Genomic DNA, 14,842 nt, shown 5'->3' on the forward strand with positions numbered 1-14,842 from the left:
ATCCGACGTGTGGACTTTCCGGAGCTGGCCGCGCGGACCCGTCGGTTCCGCCACGGGGCGCCACGCGCGATCTCGGTGGCCGACGACGGCTCCCGAGTGGTCTTCCTCCGCTCCGCCGGGCCCACGGACCCCACCGAGGCGCTCTGGCTCCTCGACGTCGACACCGGGCAGGAGCGGATCGTCGCCGATCCGGGGGCGCTCCTGGAGGACGACGCCAACCGCCTCAGCCCGGGAGAGCGCACGCTGCGGGAGCGGCTGCGGTTGAGCGCTGCCGGCATCGGGTCGTACGCCCTCGACTCGGCCGGCCGGGTGGCGATCTTCGCGCTCGGTGGCCGGCTCTTCCGGGCCGACCTGATCCACGGGGACGTGGTCGAGGTGGCCGCCGCCGGCCCGGTGCTGGATCCGCGCCCCGACCCAACCGGACAGCGGCTGGCGTACGTGACCGACGCCGCGGCCGGGGTCCGCCGTGGGGAGCTTCGGGTGATCGAGTACGACGGCACCGACACCATGCTCGCCGGCGAGGACGCAGGGGTGATCTGGGGGCTGGCCGAGCACGTCGCGGCGGAGGAGTTCAACCGGTTCCGGGGCTACTGGTGGGCGCCGGACGGCCGCTCGGTGCTCGCCGCCCGGGTGGACGAATCCCGACTGGGCCGGTGGCACCTGCACGACCCGGCCGAGCCGGCGACCGCGCCGACCACCGTCGCCTACCCCCGGGCGGGTGGGCCCAACGCCGAGGTCAGCCTGCACCTGCTCGATCTCGACGGCGGCTGGGTCGACGTGCACTGGGACCGGGAGACCTACCCGTACCTGACCGCCGTGCACTGGGCCGACGGCGGACCGCTGATCACCGTGCTGCGTCGCTCCCAGCAGCACGGGCTGGTACTCGCGGTGGATCCGCGCACCGGGGAGACCCAGGTGCACGCCGAGCTGGCCGACCCGCGCTGGGTGGAGCCGGTCCCCGGCACTCCCGCCCACCTGCCGGACGGACGGGTGCTGGTGGGCGGGGAGCTAGCCCACGACGGCTACGACGCACGTTGTCTCTTCGCCGACGGAACGCTGCTGACGCCGCCGTCGCTCTACGTGCGCCGGGTGGTGGGACGACTCCCGGCCCACTCCGGCACCGGACCGGCCGACCTGCTGGTGGAGGCGGCCGAGGGCGAACCGAGCGAGCAGCACCTGTTCCGGGTCCGCACCACGATCGGCGGCGGCATGGACGTACGCCGGATCACCCCGGACGCCGGCTGGCACGTCGGCGCCGTGGGCGGGAACGTGTTGGTGGTGGGCAGCGCCTCCCTGGACCACCCGGGTCTGCGCTGGACGGTCTGGCGCGGTGACCGGGAGGTGGCGACGCTACGGTCGTTCGCGGCGACCCCGCCGTACTCTCCGCTGCCGTTGTTGGAGCGAGTGACCGACCGGCGGCTGCCAGCCGCGGTGCTCTACCCGGAGAACCACGTCTCCGGCCGCCGACTGCCGGTGCTGCTGGACGTGTACGGCGGTCCCGGCCACCAGGAGGTGCTGGCGGCACGGTCGGCGTGGTTGGAGCGGCAGTGGTGGGCCGATGCCGGGTTTGCGGTGGTCGTGATCGACAACCGCGGGACGCCGGGGGTCGCGCCGTCGTTCGAGAAGGCGATCCACCGGCGGGTGGCGGACATGGTCCTCACCGATCAGGTGGAGGGGCTCACCGCGCTCGCCGAGAAGCATCCGGACCTGGACCTCGGCCGGGTGGCGGTACGGGGCTGGTCGTTCGGCGGCTGGCTGGCGGCGCTGGCGGTGCTGCGCCGGCCGGAGCTGTTCCGGTGCGGGATCGCCGGGGCGCCGGTAGCCGACTGGAGCCTGTACGACACCGCCTACACCGAGCGCTACCTGGGCATGCCCGAGGACGGTATGGACGTGTACGCCCATCATTCCCTGGTGGAGCTGGCCGCCGCCACGGAGCAGGCCCAGCCGCTGCTGCTGGTACACGGGATGGCCGACGACAACGTGGTGGCGGCGCACACCCTGCGGCTGTCCGCCGCGCTGCTGGCCAACGGACACCCACACTCGGTGCTGCCGCTCACCGGCGCGACGCACATGGCGGCCGGTGGCATCGGTGAAAATCTGTTGAAGCTGGAGCTGGCCTTCCTCCGCACGCATCTGGAGTGAGCGCCGAGGGCGGGCCGGGCCGGCGGTCAGCTGATCCGGCCACCCGGGCGGCGCTGCGCCACGGTCCGGACGAATGCGGCCGGCTCGCCTAGGGTCGAGCCATGACCGAGTTCGATGCCGCGTCCACCGCTGTCCAAGCCGCCCTTGACGCGGGCGCCCGGTACGCGGATGCCCGCGTGATGCACCGGCGATACGAGTCCATGACGGCCCGCGACGGCGACATCGAGGAGCTGAACCAGGACGAGAGCGTCGGGCTTGGGGTTCGGGCGCTGGTCGGATCGAGCTGGGGCTTCCACGCCGTCCCCGACCTGTCCGGTCCCGCCGCCCGCGACGCCGGCCGACGGGCGGCGCGGATCGCCGCGGCCAGTGCCCGCGTCCCGGGCCCGCCCATCGACCCGATCCCGGCCGAGCCGGTCACGGCGAGCTGGGCCTCGGCCTACGCGGTGGATCCGCTCGGCGTGCCGCTGTCGGTCAAGGGCGACCTGCTGGTCGAGGCGACCCGGCTGATGGCCGAGCACGGCGCCGACCTCGCCGAGGGCCTCTACCAGATCTGGGACACGACCAAGTGGTTCGTCTCCAGCGAGGGCCACCGGATCGACCAGCGCATCCGCGAGTGCGGCGGTGGCATCTCGGCCACCTCGATCGGCGCCGGGGAGACCCAACGCCGGTCGTACCCGAGCTACCGGGGCCAGTACGGCACCAGCGGGTGGGAACTGGTCGACTCGCTCGACCTGACCGCGCACGCGGCCCGAGTGGCCGAGGAGTCCCGGGCACTGCTCACCGCACCGCCCTGCCCCGCTGGCGAGACCGACCTGATCCTTGGCGGCGAGCAACTCGCCCTCCAGATCCACGAGTCGGTCGGGCACGCCATCGAACTGGACCGGATCCTGGGCTGGGAGGCGGCCTTCGCCGGTACCTCCTGGTTGGAACTGGCCCAGCTCGGGTCGCTGCGGTACGGCTCGGAGCTGATGACCATCACCATCGACCCGACGATCCCCGGGGCGCTGGGCAGCTTCGGCTACGACGACGAGGGTTCCCCGGCGGTCCGCCGGGACGCCGTCCGGGAGGGGCGCTGGGTGGGCGTGCTCGCAGGCCGTGACTCGGCCGCCGTCGCGGGCCTGGACTACGGCGGTAGCGTCCGTGCGGACGGCTGGGCCCGGCTGCCGATGGTGCGAATGACCAATGTCGGGCTGGAGCCCGGTCCACACAGCCTGGACGAGATCATCGCCGCCACGGACGAGGGGGTGTTGATGGACATCAACCGGTCCTGGTCCATCGACGACAAGCGGCTCAACTTCCAGTTCGGCTGCGAGGTCGGCTGGGAGATCAGGAAGGGGAGGCGGGGACGGATGCTGCGCAACCCCACGTACACCGGGATCAGCCCGCTCTTCTGGCGTTCGATGGACATGCTCTCCGGCGAGACGGTCGCCTGGGGCACGCCCAACTGCGGCAAGGGTCAGCCGGGGCAGGTGGGGCACACCGGCCATCCGGCCGCACCCGCCCGCTTCCGTGGCATCCGGGTGGGGGTGCACGCGTGACGGCGACGAAGCTGCCCGGGTCCGAGCTGGACCTGGCGAGCCAGGTGATCGAGCTGGTCCACCGGCTGGCTGGGCCGGCCGCGTCGGCCGAGGCGACGGTGACCCGGGCCAATCTGGCGCTGACCCGGTTCGCCAACTCGTTCATCCACCAGAACGTCGGCGAAGCCCACCTCACCGTACGGCTGCGGCTGCACGTCGCCGGTCGAACCGTCGCCAGCAGCGGCAGCTTCGGCACACCAGACGGGCTGCGGGCACTCGTCGAGCGCACCCTGACGGCGGTACGGCTCGGTCCGCTCGACCCGGCCTGGCCGGGGCTCACCCCGCCTACACCGATCCCGCCCGGAGCGCCGTTGGACGCGGCGACCGCGTACGCGGAGCCGGATGAGCGGGCCGATCGGGTCCGCGCCTTCGTGGCGGCGGCCGACGGGCTGGAGACGGCCGGCTACTGCCGCACCACCCACCGTTCGTCGGCGTTCGCCAACTCGGCCGGCCACTCGGTGTGGGGCGAGACAACCGAGGCGGCGATGGACGGCATCGCCCGCACCGACGTCTCGGACGGGGTGGCCCGGCTGGCCGCCGACCGCCTGGCCGACCTGGACGGTTCCGTCCTCGGCACCCGTGCCGCCGGCAGGGCTCGCGCGGCGACCAACCCCGTCGAGCTGCCGCCTGGCCGGTACGAGGTGGTGCTGGAGCCGGCCGCCGTCGCCGACCTACTCCAGAACCTGTCCTCCTACGGGTTCAACGGCAAACGGCACAACGAGGGTCAGTCCTTCGCCGAGCCCGGCACCACGCAGTTCGATCCGATGGTGACCCTGGTGGACGACCCCCTCGACCGGTCCGGTCCGCCGTTCGACGTGGAGGGCACTCGGCGGGCGGCGTTGACCCTGGTCGACGCCGGCGTCACCGGTGCCGTCGCGCACGATCGGCGCTCCGCGGCCCTGGCCGGCACCACCTCAACCGGACACGCCGCCCCCGGCGGCGCCGCCTGGGGTCCGGTCCCCCGAAACCTGCGCCTCACCGCCACCTCGAGCCCGGCGGTGCGGCAGCCCGAGTCCGGCGACACCCGAACCGGAACGGTCGTTGACCCGGACACCGCCGCGCTACTCGCCGGCGTCCGCCGTGGCCTGCTGGTCAGCGACCTCTGGTACACCCGGGTGCTCGACCCGAAGAGTCTGGTCATCACGGGCCTCACCCGCAACGGGGTGTGGCTGGTGGAGGAGGGCGTGGTGACTCGGGCGGTACGCGACCTCCGGTTCACCGAGTCCTATCCGCGCGCGCTCGGCCCCGGGGCGGTGCTCGGCGTCGGGCACACGCTGGCCCGCCAGCCCGACCGCGTGGACGGAGTCTGGTGGGAGGCGCCGGCGCTGCGCCTCGCCGGATGGAACTTCACCGGTGGGGCCTCCGGCTGACCCGCGACCTCCAGTCGCACGAACGGACGGGCCTCGATGTACCGACAGGCCTTTTCAAGAACGGGGACACACGGGACACTGCCTTGCGCGGACGGCTCGCAAAGATCGGCGTAACGTGTGTCACTTAGCTGCGCCGTTTCTCCGGCGCGGTCGTTGGTGTGCGCATGACGTCGGCAAGCGGGTGCGGCCCGGTTGCCTACCGAACTTGATCCGCCGCCCATCCGGGCCCCGTCAGGGAGACGACTGGAATGACATCAACGGCAACGAGGCCGGGAGGGCCGGGCGCGCCTCCGCGGGCTGCCATCGCGGCGAGAACGTTGCGTACGGACCGCTGGTGGGTGCAGCCCGTCGGCATCGCCGCGATTCTGCTCCTCTTCATCGTCTATTCGACGATCCGAATCTTCATGGCGAAGTGGTACTACGTCGAGGACTACCACTACCTCACGCCGCTGTACTCGCCGTGCATGACCGACTCGTGTGTACCCGGCTCGTCGCACTTCGGCACCCCGTTCGGGGAGTTCCCCTTCTTCCTCCCACTCGGCATCGTCGCCTTCCCGATCGTCGCCGGGTTCCGGGTGACCTGCTACTACTACCGCAAGGCGGGCTACCGCTCATTGTGGGCGTCCCCACCGGCCTGCTCCGTGACCGAGCCACACCAAAAGTACACCGGGGAGACCCGGTTCCCGCTGTTCGTCATGAACTGGCACCGGTACTTCTTCTACCTGGCCTTCGTGATCCTGCTGATCAACATCTACGACGCGTTCCTCGCGTTCCGCGGGCCGGACGGGGCCTTCGGCGTCGGCCTGGGCACGCTGATCATCCTGGTCAACATCGTCGCTCTCGCCGGCTACACGCTCTCCTGCCACGCCTGCCGGCACGTGATGGGCGGGCGGCTGAAGCACTTCTCCCGGAACCCGGTGCGTTACCGCTTCTGGACGTTGATCTCGAAGCTGAACGTCCGGCACGGCACGTTCGCCATGGTGTCGCTGTTCACGGTGATCTTCACCGACTTCTACATCATGGCCGTATCTGCCGGCTGGTTCACCGACCTGCGGTTCATCAACTAGAGGGCCCGACATGACCACTACCACGCGAATCGAACGACACCACTACGACGTCGTCGTGATCGGGGCCGGCGGCGCCGGGCTGCGGGCGGCGATCGAGGCCCGGCTGGCCGGCAAGAAGACCGCGATCATCTCGAAGTCGCTCTTCGGCAAGGCACACACGGTGATGGCCGAGGGCGGCGCCGCCGCCGCGATGGGGAACGTGAACAGCCGGGACAGCTGGCAGGTGCACTTCCGCGACACCATGCGCGGCGGCAAGTTCCTGAACAACTTCCGCATGGCCGAGCTACACGCGAAGGAGTCGCCGCAGCGGATCTGGGAGCTGGAGACCTACGGCGCCCTCTTCGACCGGACGACAGACGGCAAGATCTCCCAGCGCAACTTCGGCGGGCACGAGTACCCGCGCCTCGCGCACGTGGGCGACCGAACCGGCCTGGAGCTGATCCGCACCCTCCAGCAGAAGATCGTCTCCCTACAACAGGAAGATCAGCGCGAGCACGGCTCCTACGACGCCCGAATCCGGGTCTTCGCCGAGACCACCATCACCGAGCTGCTACTCGACGGTGACCGGATCGCCGGCGCCTTCGGCTACTACCGGGAGTCGGGGGAGTTCGTTCTCTTCGAGGCACCGGCAGTGGTGCTGGCGACTGGCGGGGTCGGCCGCTCGTACAAGGTCACCTCGAACTCCTGGGAGTACACCGGGGACGGCCACGCGCTGGCGCTGCGCGCCGGGGCGACGCTGATCAACATGGAGTTTCTCCAGTTCCACCCGACCGGCATGGTCTGGCCTCCCTCGGTGAAGGGCATCCTGGTCACCGAGTCGGTGCGCGGTGATGGTGGGGTCCTGAAAAACTCCGAGGGCAAGCGATTCATGTTCGACTACGTGCCGGATGTGTTCCGGAAGCAGTACGCGGACAGTGAGGCCGAGGCGGACCGCTGGTACGACGACCCGGACAACAATCGGCGTCCACCGGAGCTGCTTCCCCGCGACGAGGTGGCCCGGGCCATCAACAGCGAGGTCAAGGCGGGCCGGGGCACTCCCGCGGGCGGCGTCTACCTGGACATCGCCTCCCGGCTGCCGGCGGAGGAGATTCGTCGTCGCCTCCCGTCGATGTATCACCAGTTCAAGGAGCTGGCCGATGTCGACATCACCCGGGAGTCGATGGAGGTCGGGCCGACCTGCCACTACGTGATGGGTGGGGTGGAGGTCGACCCCGACTCCGGCGCCGCGTTCGGCCACGTCCGCGGGCTGTTCGCCGCCGGCGAGGTCTCCGGCGGGATGCACGGCTCCAACCGGCTCGGCGGTAACTCCCTGTCGGACCTGCTGGTCTTCGGCAAGCGGGCGGGCGGGCACGCCGCCTCGTACGCCGACGGGTTGGCGTCCCGGCCCCGGGTCCCGGTGCCGGCGGTCGAGACCGCGGTGGAGACGGCCCTGGCCCCGTTGCAGCGGGACACCGGCGAGAGTCCGTACGTTCTGCAGCAGGATCTCCAGGCGGTGATGGGCGACCTGGTCGGCATCATTCGGCGGGAGGGTGAGCTGGTTGACGCGCTGTCCCGGCTCGGGGAGCTTCGCGAACGAGTGGCCAAGGTGAGCGCGGCGGGTGGCCGGCGCTACAACCCGGGCTGGCACCTTGCCCTTGATCTCCGCAACATGCTGGTGGTCTCCGAGTGCACCGCGAAGGCAGCACTGGAGCGACGGGAGTCGCGGGGCGGCCACACCCGGGAGGACCATCCAACGATGGACCCGGCCTGGCGGCGGGTCAACCAGGTCTGCTCCCTGGAGGACGACATCGTTCACCTGGACCGCAAGCCGCTACCGCGGATGCGGCCGGAGCTTTTCGCGCTCTTCGACCGCGCGGAGTTGGCCAAGTACCTGACCGACGAGGAGCTGGCGGAGTTCGACGCCCTCGCCAAGGAGGAGCGCTGAGGAATGGGAACTGAGAAGAGCCAGGCGGCCGGCACCCCGGCCACGAAGCGTCAGTTTCGCATCTGGCGGGGCGACGAGACCGGTGGCGACCTGAAGGAATACCTGGTCGAGGTGAAGGAGGGCGAGGTCGTCCTCGACATCATCCACCGACTTCAGAGCACGGAGGCACCGGACCTCGCCTGCCGCTGGAACTGCAAGGCCGGCAAGTGCGGCTCCTGCTCGGTGGAGATCAACGGCAAACCGAAGCTGGCCTGTATGACCAGGATGTCGACCTTCACGGAAGACGAGACGATCTCGGTCACACCGCTGCGCACGTTCCCGATCGTTCGAGACCTGGTCACCGACGTCTCGTTCAACTACGAGAAGGCCCGGGAGACACCGGCCTTCGCGCCGCCCCCCGGTGTCGCTCCCGGCGACTACCGGATGCAGCAGGTTGACGTCGAGCGCTCGCAGGAGTTCCGCAAGTGCATCGAGTGCTTCCTCTGCCAGACGGTCTGTCACGTGATCCGGGACCACGAGGAGAACAAGCCGGCCTTCGCCGGGCCGCGGTACTTCATCCGGGCCGCCGAGTTGGACATGCACCCGCTGGACGCGCGGGACGACCGCAAGGAGTACGCGCAGGCCGAACAGGGCCTTGGCTACTGCAACATCACCAAGTGCTGCACCGAGGTCTGCCCCGAGCACATCAAGATCACCGATAACGGGATTATCCCCATGAAGGAGCGGGTAGTAGACCGGAAGTATGATCCTCTTGTTTGGCTTGGAAACAAGATCTTCCGGAGGGGTCAGGTGCCTCAGACCAGCGTGACCAGCGAGCACTCCCCGGGTGCCGTGCGCACCCCCGCGACCGGCCCGCCAGCGGTCCACTCGCACGCGGGAGGGTCCCACGACCCGAAGGCCGAGGCGCAGGCGCAGGCGGGCGTCAACTGGCACCGCGAGGTGCCGAAACCGACCGCCCCGGCGGTTGACGAGTCCGGCAAGCTGCCGCTGACCGAGCTCACCTTCGATCGGCCGGCGGCACCGTCGCCATTCGGCGAGGACGTGAGCTTCCCACTGCCGCCGGAACACCTGAACTACGCCCACCCGGAGCAGGACAAGCACTGAACACGGCAGCGACGATGACAAAGCCGGCGGCAGACTCCGCCGGCTTTGTCCGCTTTCGGGTTGCCCTACCGGTTCTGCCGCGGGTCAGTCGGCAGCCAGCAACGGGCGGAGCGCGGCGACAATCGGGGCATCGGCGGGTAGCCAGGTGACGCTGTCCAACTCGGCCGCGGAGAGCCAACGCAGCGCCGAGTGCTCCAATGCCTGCGGCCGGTCACCGTGCAGCAGCCGGGCCAGATACACCTTCAGCACCGAGCGCCCGTGGGCCATCCGAACACTCCGGCCGACCCGGTCACCGATCTCCACCCGGACGGCCAACTCCTCAGCGCACTCACGCAGGAGCGCCGCGGTCTCGCTCTCCCCCGGCTCCACCTTGCCACCGGGGAACTCCCACTTGCCCGCCACCTCCGGCGGGGCAGACCGCGCGCAGGCCAACACCCGACCGTTCCGGATGATTGCCGCGCCGACGATCACCTTCGGCTCGGGTCGCTCGACCCGGCCGCCATCGCTTGCCTGTTCGGTCCGCACGAGCGTCCAGCGTGCCAGATCAATCGGCGGTTTGGGTACCGTGGCCGACCCATCAGGCCAGGAAGACCCAGAAGTGTGGCCGTGGACACAGTTCCTACGGAGGGACAGACTAAGACCACCAAAAAGGCACGGGAAAGCGACGATCAGGCCACAAGACAGCAACGATGCCGGGAGGTGTGGTGGTACGCATGCCGTTCGGGCGGGGTAAGCACAACTATCTCAACGATGTGTTGACCCTGCTGCCCGGTTGGACCCGGGAGGGCGAAGGAATCCGACGGACGCTCCCCATCGACGACTCGCAGCATGCGGCACTCACCGAGCGGGTGAAGGTGGTTGCTGACGCACTGCATCTTCGCCCCGAGATCAACCGCCGCGCCGATCAGACCGAGATCCGGGTCGGCCACGAGACCGTGCCGCTGACCGAAGGCGAAGTCCTGCTGGCCGCCCGCATCGAGGATGCGTATCGCGCCGTCACCGAGCCCTGAGGGCTCCACGAAGGACACCAGTAACAGACGCATCGCCGCCGATCGACTCGCTGATCTTCGATGTGCACCCCGTGCCTACGCTGAGAGCATGGCGAACGCGACGTACGACCGCAAGGAGCAGTTCCAGCAGATCCAGAGCGGGCTCCTCGACGGCGAGCAGATTATCGCCGTCTACGACGCCGTCGGCACCGGCACCGGCTTCATCGGCGTGACCGACCGGCGCGTAATCATTCAGGACCGCTCATTCATCGGCAAACGCTACGCGATCACCAGCATCCCGTACGCGAAGATCACCAGCGTGAGCGTGGTCAGCAACAAGTCGTGGGGCGGCTCGTTCTTCTCCACCGGCGCCATCGCCATTCACGTCGGCACGCACACCTACGAGGTGGAGTTCCGGGGCTCCCAGAAGAGCCACCATGTGCACAACGTGATCCTGCACTACATCAGCTGACCCACGGCCCGAATGCTGCGACCCGTCGGCGCGTCGCCCCCTCATGAGGTCGTCGTGGGCCTGCTGGTGGGATCGGTGCTGGTGGCACCGCGGCTGGGGCGATGGGTCAGGATCTGGGGGCCCGTGGCGGTGATGGCGATCGAGTGTTCGGAGTGGGCGGTACGGGAGCCGTCGGCGGAGCGGATCGTCCAGCCGTCCTCGTCAAACTTGATCTTGTCGGTGGAGGCGCAGAACCAAGGCTCGATGGCGATGGTGAGGCCGGGATGGAGCTTCAGGCCGCGACGGGCGCGGGCGTTGTTGGCCACGTGTGGCGCCTCGTGCATAGTGCGGCCGATGCCATGACCACCGAACTCGCCGTTGACCCGGTAACCGTAGGAGTGCGCGACCTGACCGATCGCGGCGGAGATGTCACCGAGCCGGCCGCCGGGCTGGGCGGCGGCGATGCCGGCGTCGAGGGCAACCTCGGTGGCCTCGATCAGCTTCAGGTCGGCCGGGGCGGGGGTGCCGACGATGAGCGAGAGCGCCGAGTCGGCAACCCAACCCTCGATGCTGACCGCCATGTCGATGCTGAGCAGGTCTCCATCGCGGAGGAGATAGTCGTGCGGCAGGCCGTGCAGTACCGCGTCGTTGACCGACAGGCAGAGAACGTTGCGGAAGGGGCCGCGGCCGAACGAGGGAGCGTAGTCCCAGTAGCAGGACTCGGCGCCGCGTTGCGCGATCCGACGTCGGGCGTGGTGTTCGAGATCCATCAGGTTGACGCCGACCGCGGCAACCTCGCTCAGTTCGGCGAGCAACTCACCGACGAACTGGCCGGTCACCGCCATCTGGTCGATCTCCTCGGCGGACTTCAGCTCGATCACGACGCCTCCCTCTCAGCGGTATTTTTATACCCTATTTTTATACCACCCCCGCGCCACAGGGGTACCGGGGGATATCCTGCTGGCATGGTTCGCCAACCCCTGACCGCCGAGCAGATCGCCGCGGGTCAGCGCCTCGGAGTCGCCCTCCGGGCCGCACGGGCCGACCGCAGTCTCGTCGAGGTGGCCCTGGCGGCCGGCATCTCCCCCGAGACACTACGCAAGATCGAGTCAGGTCGTCTGCCCGCACCGGCGTTCGGCACCGTGGTCCGCCTCAGCCGGGCCCTCGACGCCCCTCTCAGCGACCTGGCCGATGCCTGGCTGACCAACCCGCCCATCCGCCAGGCATCCTGACCAGCAGCGGCGAGTTCGACTCCCGGGCCGCCGCTCGCCGGCACAGCCCGCTGGTCGAGCGCACCTGCCCACTCGCGGTCCGCGCCGGACAACTGCTCCCGGCGACGTACCCGACTGCGTCGGTTAGCCACCCGAGCACGTCAGACTTCCGAGGGGTTCCGCTCCTGCCGCTTGCCGGTAGGGCGGAACCCCTCAGCCCGTTCCTACCGCTGCGTGGGCAGCCGACGCCAACGGCCGCCCCGCACGCAGCGCTGGGCCCGCCGGACCGAGCTGTACCGGCGGGCCCGGCTAGGCGTGGACAGCGGGACGCGGATCAGAAGCATTACTGGAGCCTCATCGCGGGTGGTAGGCAAGGTTAACGGTGAGTGCGGCCAGCGCGAGCAGAAAGAAGAGCGCCCACGCGCCGAGCCGATAGTTGCCCGCCCGCACGTGTGCGCCCAGCCCGCCGACGAAGTACAGAACCAGACCGGCTGCCGCCAGCGTGCCCACAACCGGCACGACGATCCCGGCCAGCAGGCCGAGCGCGCCCGCTCCGAGAAGCACTCCCAGTGGCCGTACCCACGATCGAGGAATCTGGTTGCGGTCCGCCTCCGTCTTTGGATATTCGTGCCCGATCAGGTTGGCGACGGCAGCCGAACCGTTGAGCGTCGAGGCGAGCAGGGTAACGGTGAGATAGGCGACAAACATCGATGCCTCCGAGGGTGCCGGAATGTTGACCAGTCGCTCACGGACGAGGTGGCACCGCGATGTGTGACACGGCGCGGGATGTCGTGGGTCCCAGCGCTACCGCTGTCAGCTTCTGCGGGTTGCTGACCACCTGGATACTCTGGACCAGACCCTCGACCAGGTGCAGGGTCATCGCGAGCACCGCCGTTCCGGCACAACTGACCAGGACCCCGGGGCCGCCGTTGAGCTGCACCACCACGGCCGTCGAGCCCACCGGCTGCTGCCGGGAGAGCACGACGATGGCACGGGCCACGAGGTCCGACCCGTGGATGGGCTTGCGTGGCGCGCCCGTGCGGCCACCGCCGTCGCTGACCATCGTCACGCTCGGTGCCAGAATCTCCATCAGGGCGGTGAGGTCACCATCGGAGCAGGCCGCCAGGAATCGCGTGGTCACCTGTTGCCGGGTCATCGGGTCGCTGTCATAGCGGTGGCGGCGGGTCGCCACCGCCTTCCGAGCCCGGTGCCCAAGCTGACGCACCGCCGGCTCGCTCCGCCCCAACAGGTGTGCGATCTCGGCGTACGGATATCCGAAGGCCTCGTGCAGCACAAACACGGCACGTTCCATCGGTGACAGTGTCTCCAGGACGAGCAGCAGCGCGGTGGAGACGGAGTCCGCGAGGACCACATCATCGGCGATGTCCGCTCGGGTGAGGATGGGCTCCGGCAGCCACGGGCCGAGGTACGCCTCACGCCGTACCCGGGCGCTGCGCAGCTGATCGATCGCCAGCCGGATGGTCACCCGAACCAAGAATGCCTCGGCATCCACGATGGTGGCCGGTTCGACCCGACTCCAGCGCAGCCAGGCCTCCTGCACGACGTCCTCAGCTTCCGTGGCGCTGCCGAGCGTCCGGTACGCGACCGCGTACAACTTTCCGCGGTGCTTCATGAAGGAGGGCTCGTGCTGGTCCCCCGCACCATGGCGTGTCTGTCGCACGGAGCCATTATCACCGCGACTCCGAGGCACCACTCGGTGCGCCCCCGGACCGACCCGTCGTGCGCAGTACTCGCCGGGATGCGACGTCCGCCTGACGGGTCGCCTCCGGGATTCGGTAGCGCGGACACAACCTCAGAGTCATGTCGCACGCCTGATCAAGACCAATTCGGTGGCCAACCGAAACGAAGACGGGCTTCACCCCGTCCTGCGTACGCACCGCACGGCCGAGCGTCTCCCCGCCCTCCTTCAGCGGCGACCAGGCACCGCGACGGCGGTCCGGATTGACGAAGTCGGCGATGAAGGAGGTTTTGGCGACTCCGAAGGATGGGAGCCCCGTCAACACACCGAGATGACAGGCCAGACCGAAACGCCTCGGATGCGCGATGCCATAGCCGTCACAGACCAGCACCTCCGGCTCATGTGCCAGCCCCTGGAGTGCCTCCAGCAGAATCGGCGCCTCCCGAAACGCCAGCAGGCCAGGAACGTACGGAAAAGCGACCTCCCCCAGCACGGTCGCCACCTCCGCCACCGCCAGCGACTCCAACTCGATCACCACAGCCGCCGCGCACACCTGATTTGTCGCTTTCGCGTACGACACGTCAAGCCCCACCACCGCCTCCGGGGCCGACCTGAGTCGAGTCGAAAGGTCGACCTGACGCCGAAGATGTCGCTGAACTTCCTCAGCATCGACGTCGCTCCACGGCACTACGTGAGGGTACTTCCGCGCCCGGTGCAGTGAGGTCCAGCGTCCCGGGCGGGTACGTCATCGATCCAGCTGGTGGCTGTCCGCTAACCCGGCCTCCAGCTCCCGCAGATGGCTCTTACTCCGATGAGCGAGCTGCCCGAGGGATCGAAACGACAGCCCACGCCGCTCCCGGAACTCACGCAGTGCTACCCCGAAGCGCGGATCAACGGACGAGGCCATAGCGCCGCTCCAAGCTCAACAGGCTCGGCGAACTCCCGACCGGTCATCACGTTGACGGCACCCCCACCGTCGCGCACATCGGTGCCCCTCGACACTTCACCGGCCACCTCGACGCCCTCAGCCCCGACGCTGACTCCCACAACCCTCTGGGCCGCCAGCCGGTCTCCTCCTCGACCTCCCGTACCGCGCTGTTGAGCTCTATCGTCGAGCCTCGTGGAGGGGTTGTTCTGGATGGTCGCCGCACCGGTTTGCGGCCTGCCGGGCTGACTGCCCTTCTGCGCCGTCCTAGCGGCGCTGGCAACCTGGCCCAGGAAGAGCGACCGAGGACAGCAGCCCGCTCACGTTCGTCCGCGAGCGCATCACCGCTCACGAGGGCCTGCCAGGTGGAGCTTCAAGAGGCA

General features: G+C 69.4%; 14 protein-coding genes and 1 pseudogene. 9 read left to right on the top strand and 6 right to left on the bottom strand.

What is annotated here, in order from left to right; translation table 11 throughout:
* The first annotated feature begins 9 nt into the window (after window positions 1–9).
* The 6 genes from STROP_RS18925 (at window position 10) to STROP_RS18950 (ending at window position 9,184) form a co-directional block, all read left to right on the top strand.
* On the top strand, window positions 10–2,142 hold the full coding sequence (locus tag STROP_RS18925) for a S9 family peptidase (RefSeq protein WP_012014970.1): 2,133 nt from the start codon (window positions 10–12) through the stop codon (window positions 2,140–2,142).
* A 101-nt stretch (window positions 2,143–2,243) separates the two neighbouring features.
* On the top strand, window positions 2,244–3,680 hold the full coding sequence (locus tag STROP_RS18930) for a TldD/PmbA family protein (protein ID WP_012014971.1): 1,437 nt from the start codon (window positions 2,244–2,246) through the stop codon (window positions 3,678–3,680).
* A complete protein-coding gene (locus STROP_RS18935) occupies window positions 3,677–5,089 on the top strand; it encodes a TldD/PmbA family protein (RefSeq protein WP_012014972.1) in 1,413 nt (470 codons plus the stop codon). The genes STROP_RS18930 and STROP_RS18935 overlap by 4 nt, the downstream gene beginning before the upstream one ends.
* 248 nt (window positions 5,090–5,337) lie before the next feature.
* Window positions 5,338–6,156, top strand: a complete 819-nt coding sequence (locus STROP_RS18940) for a hypothetical protein (protein WP_012014973.1) — start codon at window positions 5,338–5,340, stop codon at window positions 6,154–6,156.
* 10 nt (window positions 6,157–6,166) lie between these two features.
* Complete coding sequence (locus tag STROP_RS18945) at window positions 6,167–8,080, top strand: fumarate reductase/succinate dehydrogenase flavoprotein subunit (protein ID WP_012014974.1); 1,914 nt, start codon at window positions 6,167–6,169, stop codon at window positions 8,078–8,080.
* Between the two features lie 3 nt (window positions 8,081–8,083).
* Complete coding sequence (locus tag STROP_RS18950) at window positions 8,084–9,184, top strand: succinate dehydrogenase/fumarate reductase iron-sulfur subunit (protein WP_012014975.1); 1,101 nt, start codon at window positions 8,084–8,086, stop codon at window positions 9,182–9,184.
* Window positions 9,185–9,268: 84 nt separating this feature from the next.
* Here STROP_RS18950 and STROP_RS18955 read toward each other — a convergent pair whose 3' ends face one another.
* Window positions 9,269–9,709: a (deoxy)nucleoside triphosphate pyrophosphohydrolase gene (locus STROP_RS18955; RefSeq protein WP_018830668.1), complete on the bottom strand. Its 441-nt coding sequence runs from the start codon at window positions 9,707–9,709 to the stop codon at window positions 9,269–9,271.
* A gap of 188 nt (window positions 9,710–9,897) precedes the next feature.
* On the opposite strand from STROP_RS18955, the gene STROP_RS18960 reads away from it, so the two are divergent.
* Together STROP_RS18960 and STROP_RS18965 are read left to right on the top strand one after the other, a co-directional pair.
* Window positions 9,898–10,194 (top strand): 4a-hydroxytetrahydrobiopterin dehydratase, encoded by a 297-nt coding sequence (locus STROP_RS18960; RefSeq protein ID WP_012014977.1) that lies wholly within the window; start codon window positions 9,898–9,900, stop codon window positions 10,192–10,194.
* Between the two features lie 88 nt (window positions 10,195–10,282).
* Complete coding sequence (locus STROP_RS18965) at window positions 10,283–10,645, top strand: PH domain-containing protein (RefSeq protein WP_012014978.1); 363 nt, start codon at window positions 10,283–10,285, stop codon at window positions 10,643–10,645.
* Window positions 10,646–10,686: 41 nt separating this feature from the next.
* Here STROP_RS18965 and map read toward each other — a convergent pair whose 3' ends face one another.
* Window positions 10,687–11,505 (bottom strand): type I methionyl aminopeptidase, encoded by an 819-nt coding sequence (gene map, locus STROP_RS18970; protein WP_012014979.1) that lies wholly within the window; start codon window positions 11,503–11,505, stop codon window positions 10,687–10,689.
* An 84-nt stretch (window positions 11,506–11,589) separates the two neighbouring features.
* Between map and STROP_RS18975 the strand changes: the two genes are divergently transcribed.
* Window positions 11,590–11,856 carry a helix-turn-helix transcriptional regulator gene (locus tag STROP_RS18975; RefSeq protein ID WP_012014980.1) on the top strand — a complete coding sequence of 89 codons (267 nt, stop codon included), beginning with the start codon at window positions 11,590–11,592 and terminating at the stop codon, window positions 11,854–11,856.
* A 333-nt stretch (window positions 11,857–12,189) separates the two neighbouring features.
* Here STROP_RS18975 and STROP_RS18980 read toward each other — a convergent pair whose 3' ends face one another.
* From STROP_RS18980 to STROP_RS24255, 4 genes and pseudogenes are all read right to left on the bottom strand, one after another.
* On the bottom strand, window positions 12,190–12,543 hold the full coding sequence (locus tag STROP_RS18980) for a DoxX family protein (RefSeq protein WP_012014981.1): 354 nt from the start codon (window positions 12,541–12,543) through the stop codon (window positions 12,190–12,192).
* A 37-nt stretch (window positions 12,544–12,580) separates the two neighbouring features.
* A complete protein-coding gene (sigJ, locus tag STROP_RS18985) occupies window positions 12,581–13,468 on the bottom strand; it encodes an RNA polymerase sigma factor SigJ (protein WP_230582500.1) in 888 nt (295 codons plus the stop codon).
* Between the two features lie 58 nt (window positions 13,469–13,526).
* Complete coding sequence (locus tag STROP_RS18990; RefSeq protein WP_080516610.1) at window positions 13,527–14,222, bottom strand: endonuclease V; 696 nt, start codon at window positions 14,220–14,222, stop codon at window positions 13,527–13,529.
* An 84-nt stretch (window positions 14,223–14,306) separates the two neighbouring features.
* Window positions 14,307–14,441 (bottom strand): annotated as a pseudogene (locus tag STROP_RS24255) (helix-turn-helix domain-containing protein); the annotation flags it as partial.
* Window positions 14,442–14,842: the final 401 nt, after the last annotated feature.

It is taken from the genome of Salinispora tropica CNB-440, assembly GCF_000016425.1.
Classification (GTDB): Bacteria; Actinomycetota; Actinomycetes; order Mycobacteriales; family Micromonosporaceae; genus Micromonospora; species Micromonospora tropica.

Excerpts from the sequence above, each read along its gene's own strand:
- STROP_RS18930 (WP_012014971.1), top strand. The coding sequence starts at position 2,244 with ATGACCGAGTTCGATGCCGCGTCCACCGCTGTCCAAGCCGCCCTTGAC.
- STROP_RS18940 (WP_012014973.1), top strand. The coding sequence starts at position 5,338 with ATGACATCAACGGCAACGAGGCCGGGAGGGCCGGGCGCGCCTCCGCGG.
- STROP_RS18945 (WP_012014974.1), top strand. The coding sequence starts at position 6,167 with ATGACCACTACCACGCGAATCGAACGACACCACTACGACGTCGTCGTG.
- STROP_RS18950 (WP_012014975.1), top strand. The coding sequence starts at position 8,084 with ATGGGAACTGAGAAGAGCCAGGCGGCCGGCACCCCGGCCACGAAGCGT.
- STROP_RS18960 (WP_012014977.1), top strand. The coding sequence starts at position 9,898 with ATGCCGTTCGGGCGGGGTAAGCACAACTATCTCAACGATGTGTTGACC.
- STROP_RS18965 (WP_012014978.1), top strand. The coding sequence starts at position 10,283 with ATGGCGAACGCGACGTACGACCGCAAGGAGCAGTTCCAGCAGATCCAG.
- STROP_RS18975 (WP_012014980.1), top strand. The coding sequence starts at position 11,590 with ATGGTTCGCCAACCCCTGACCGCCGAGCAGATCGCCGCGGGTCAGCGC.
- STROP_RS18980 (WP_012014981.1), bottom strand. The coding sequence starts at position 12,543 with ATGTTTGTCGCCTATCTCACCGTTACCCTGCTCGCCTCGACGCTCAAC.
- sigJ (WP_230582500.1), bottom strand. The coding sequence starts at position 13,468 with ATGAAGCACCGCGGAAAGTTGTACGCGGTCGCGTACCGGACGCTCGGC.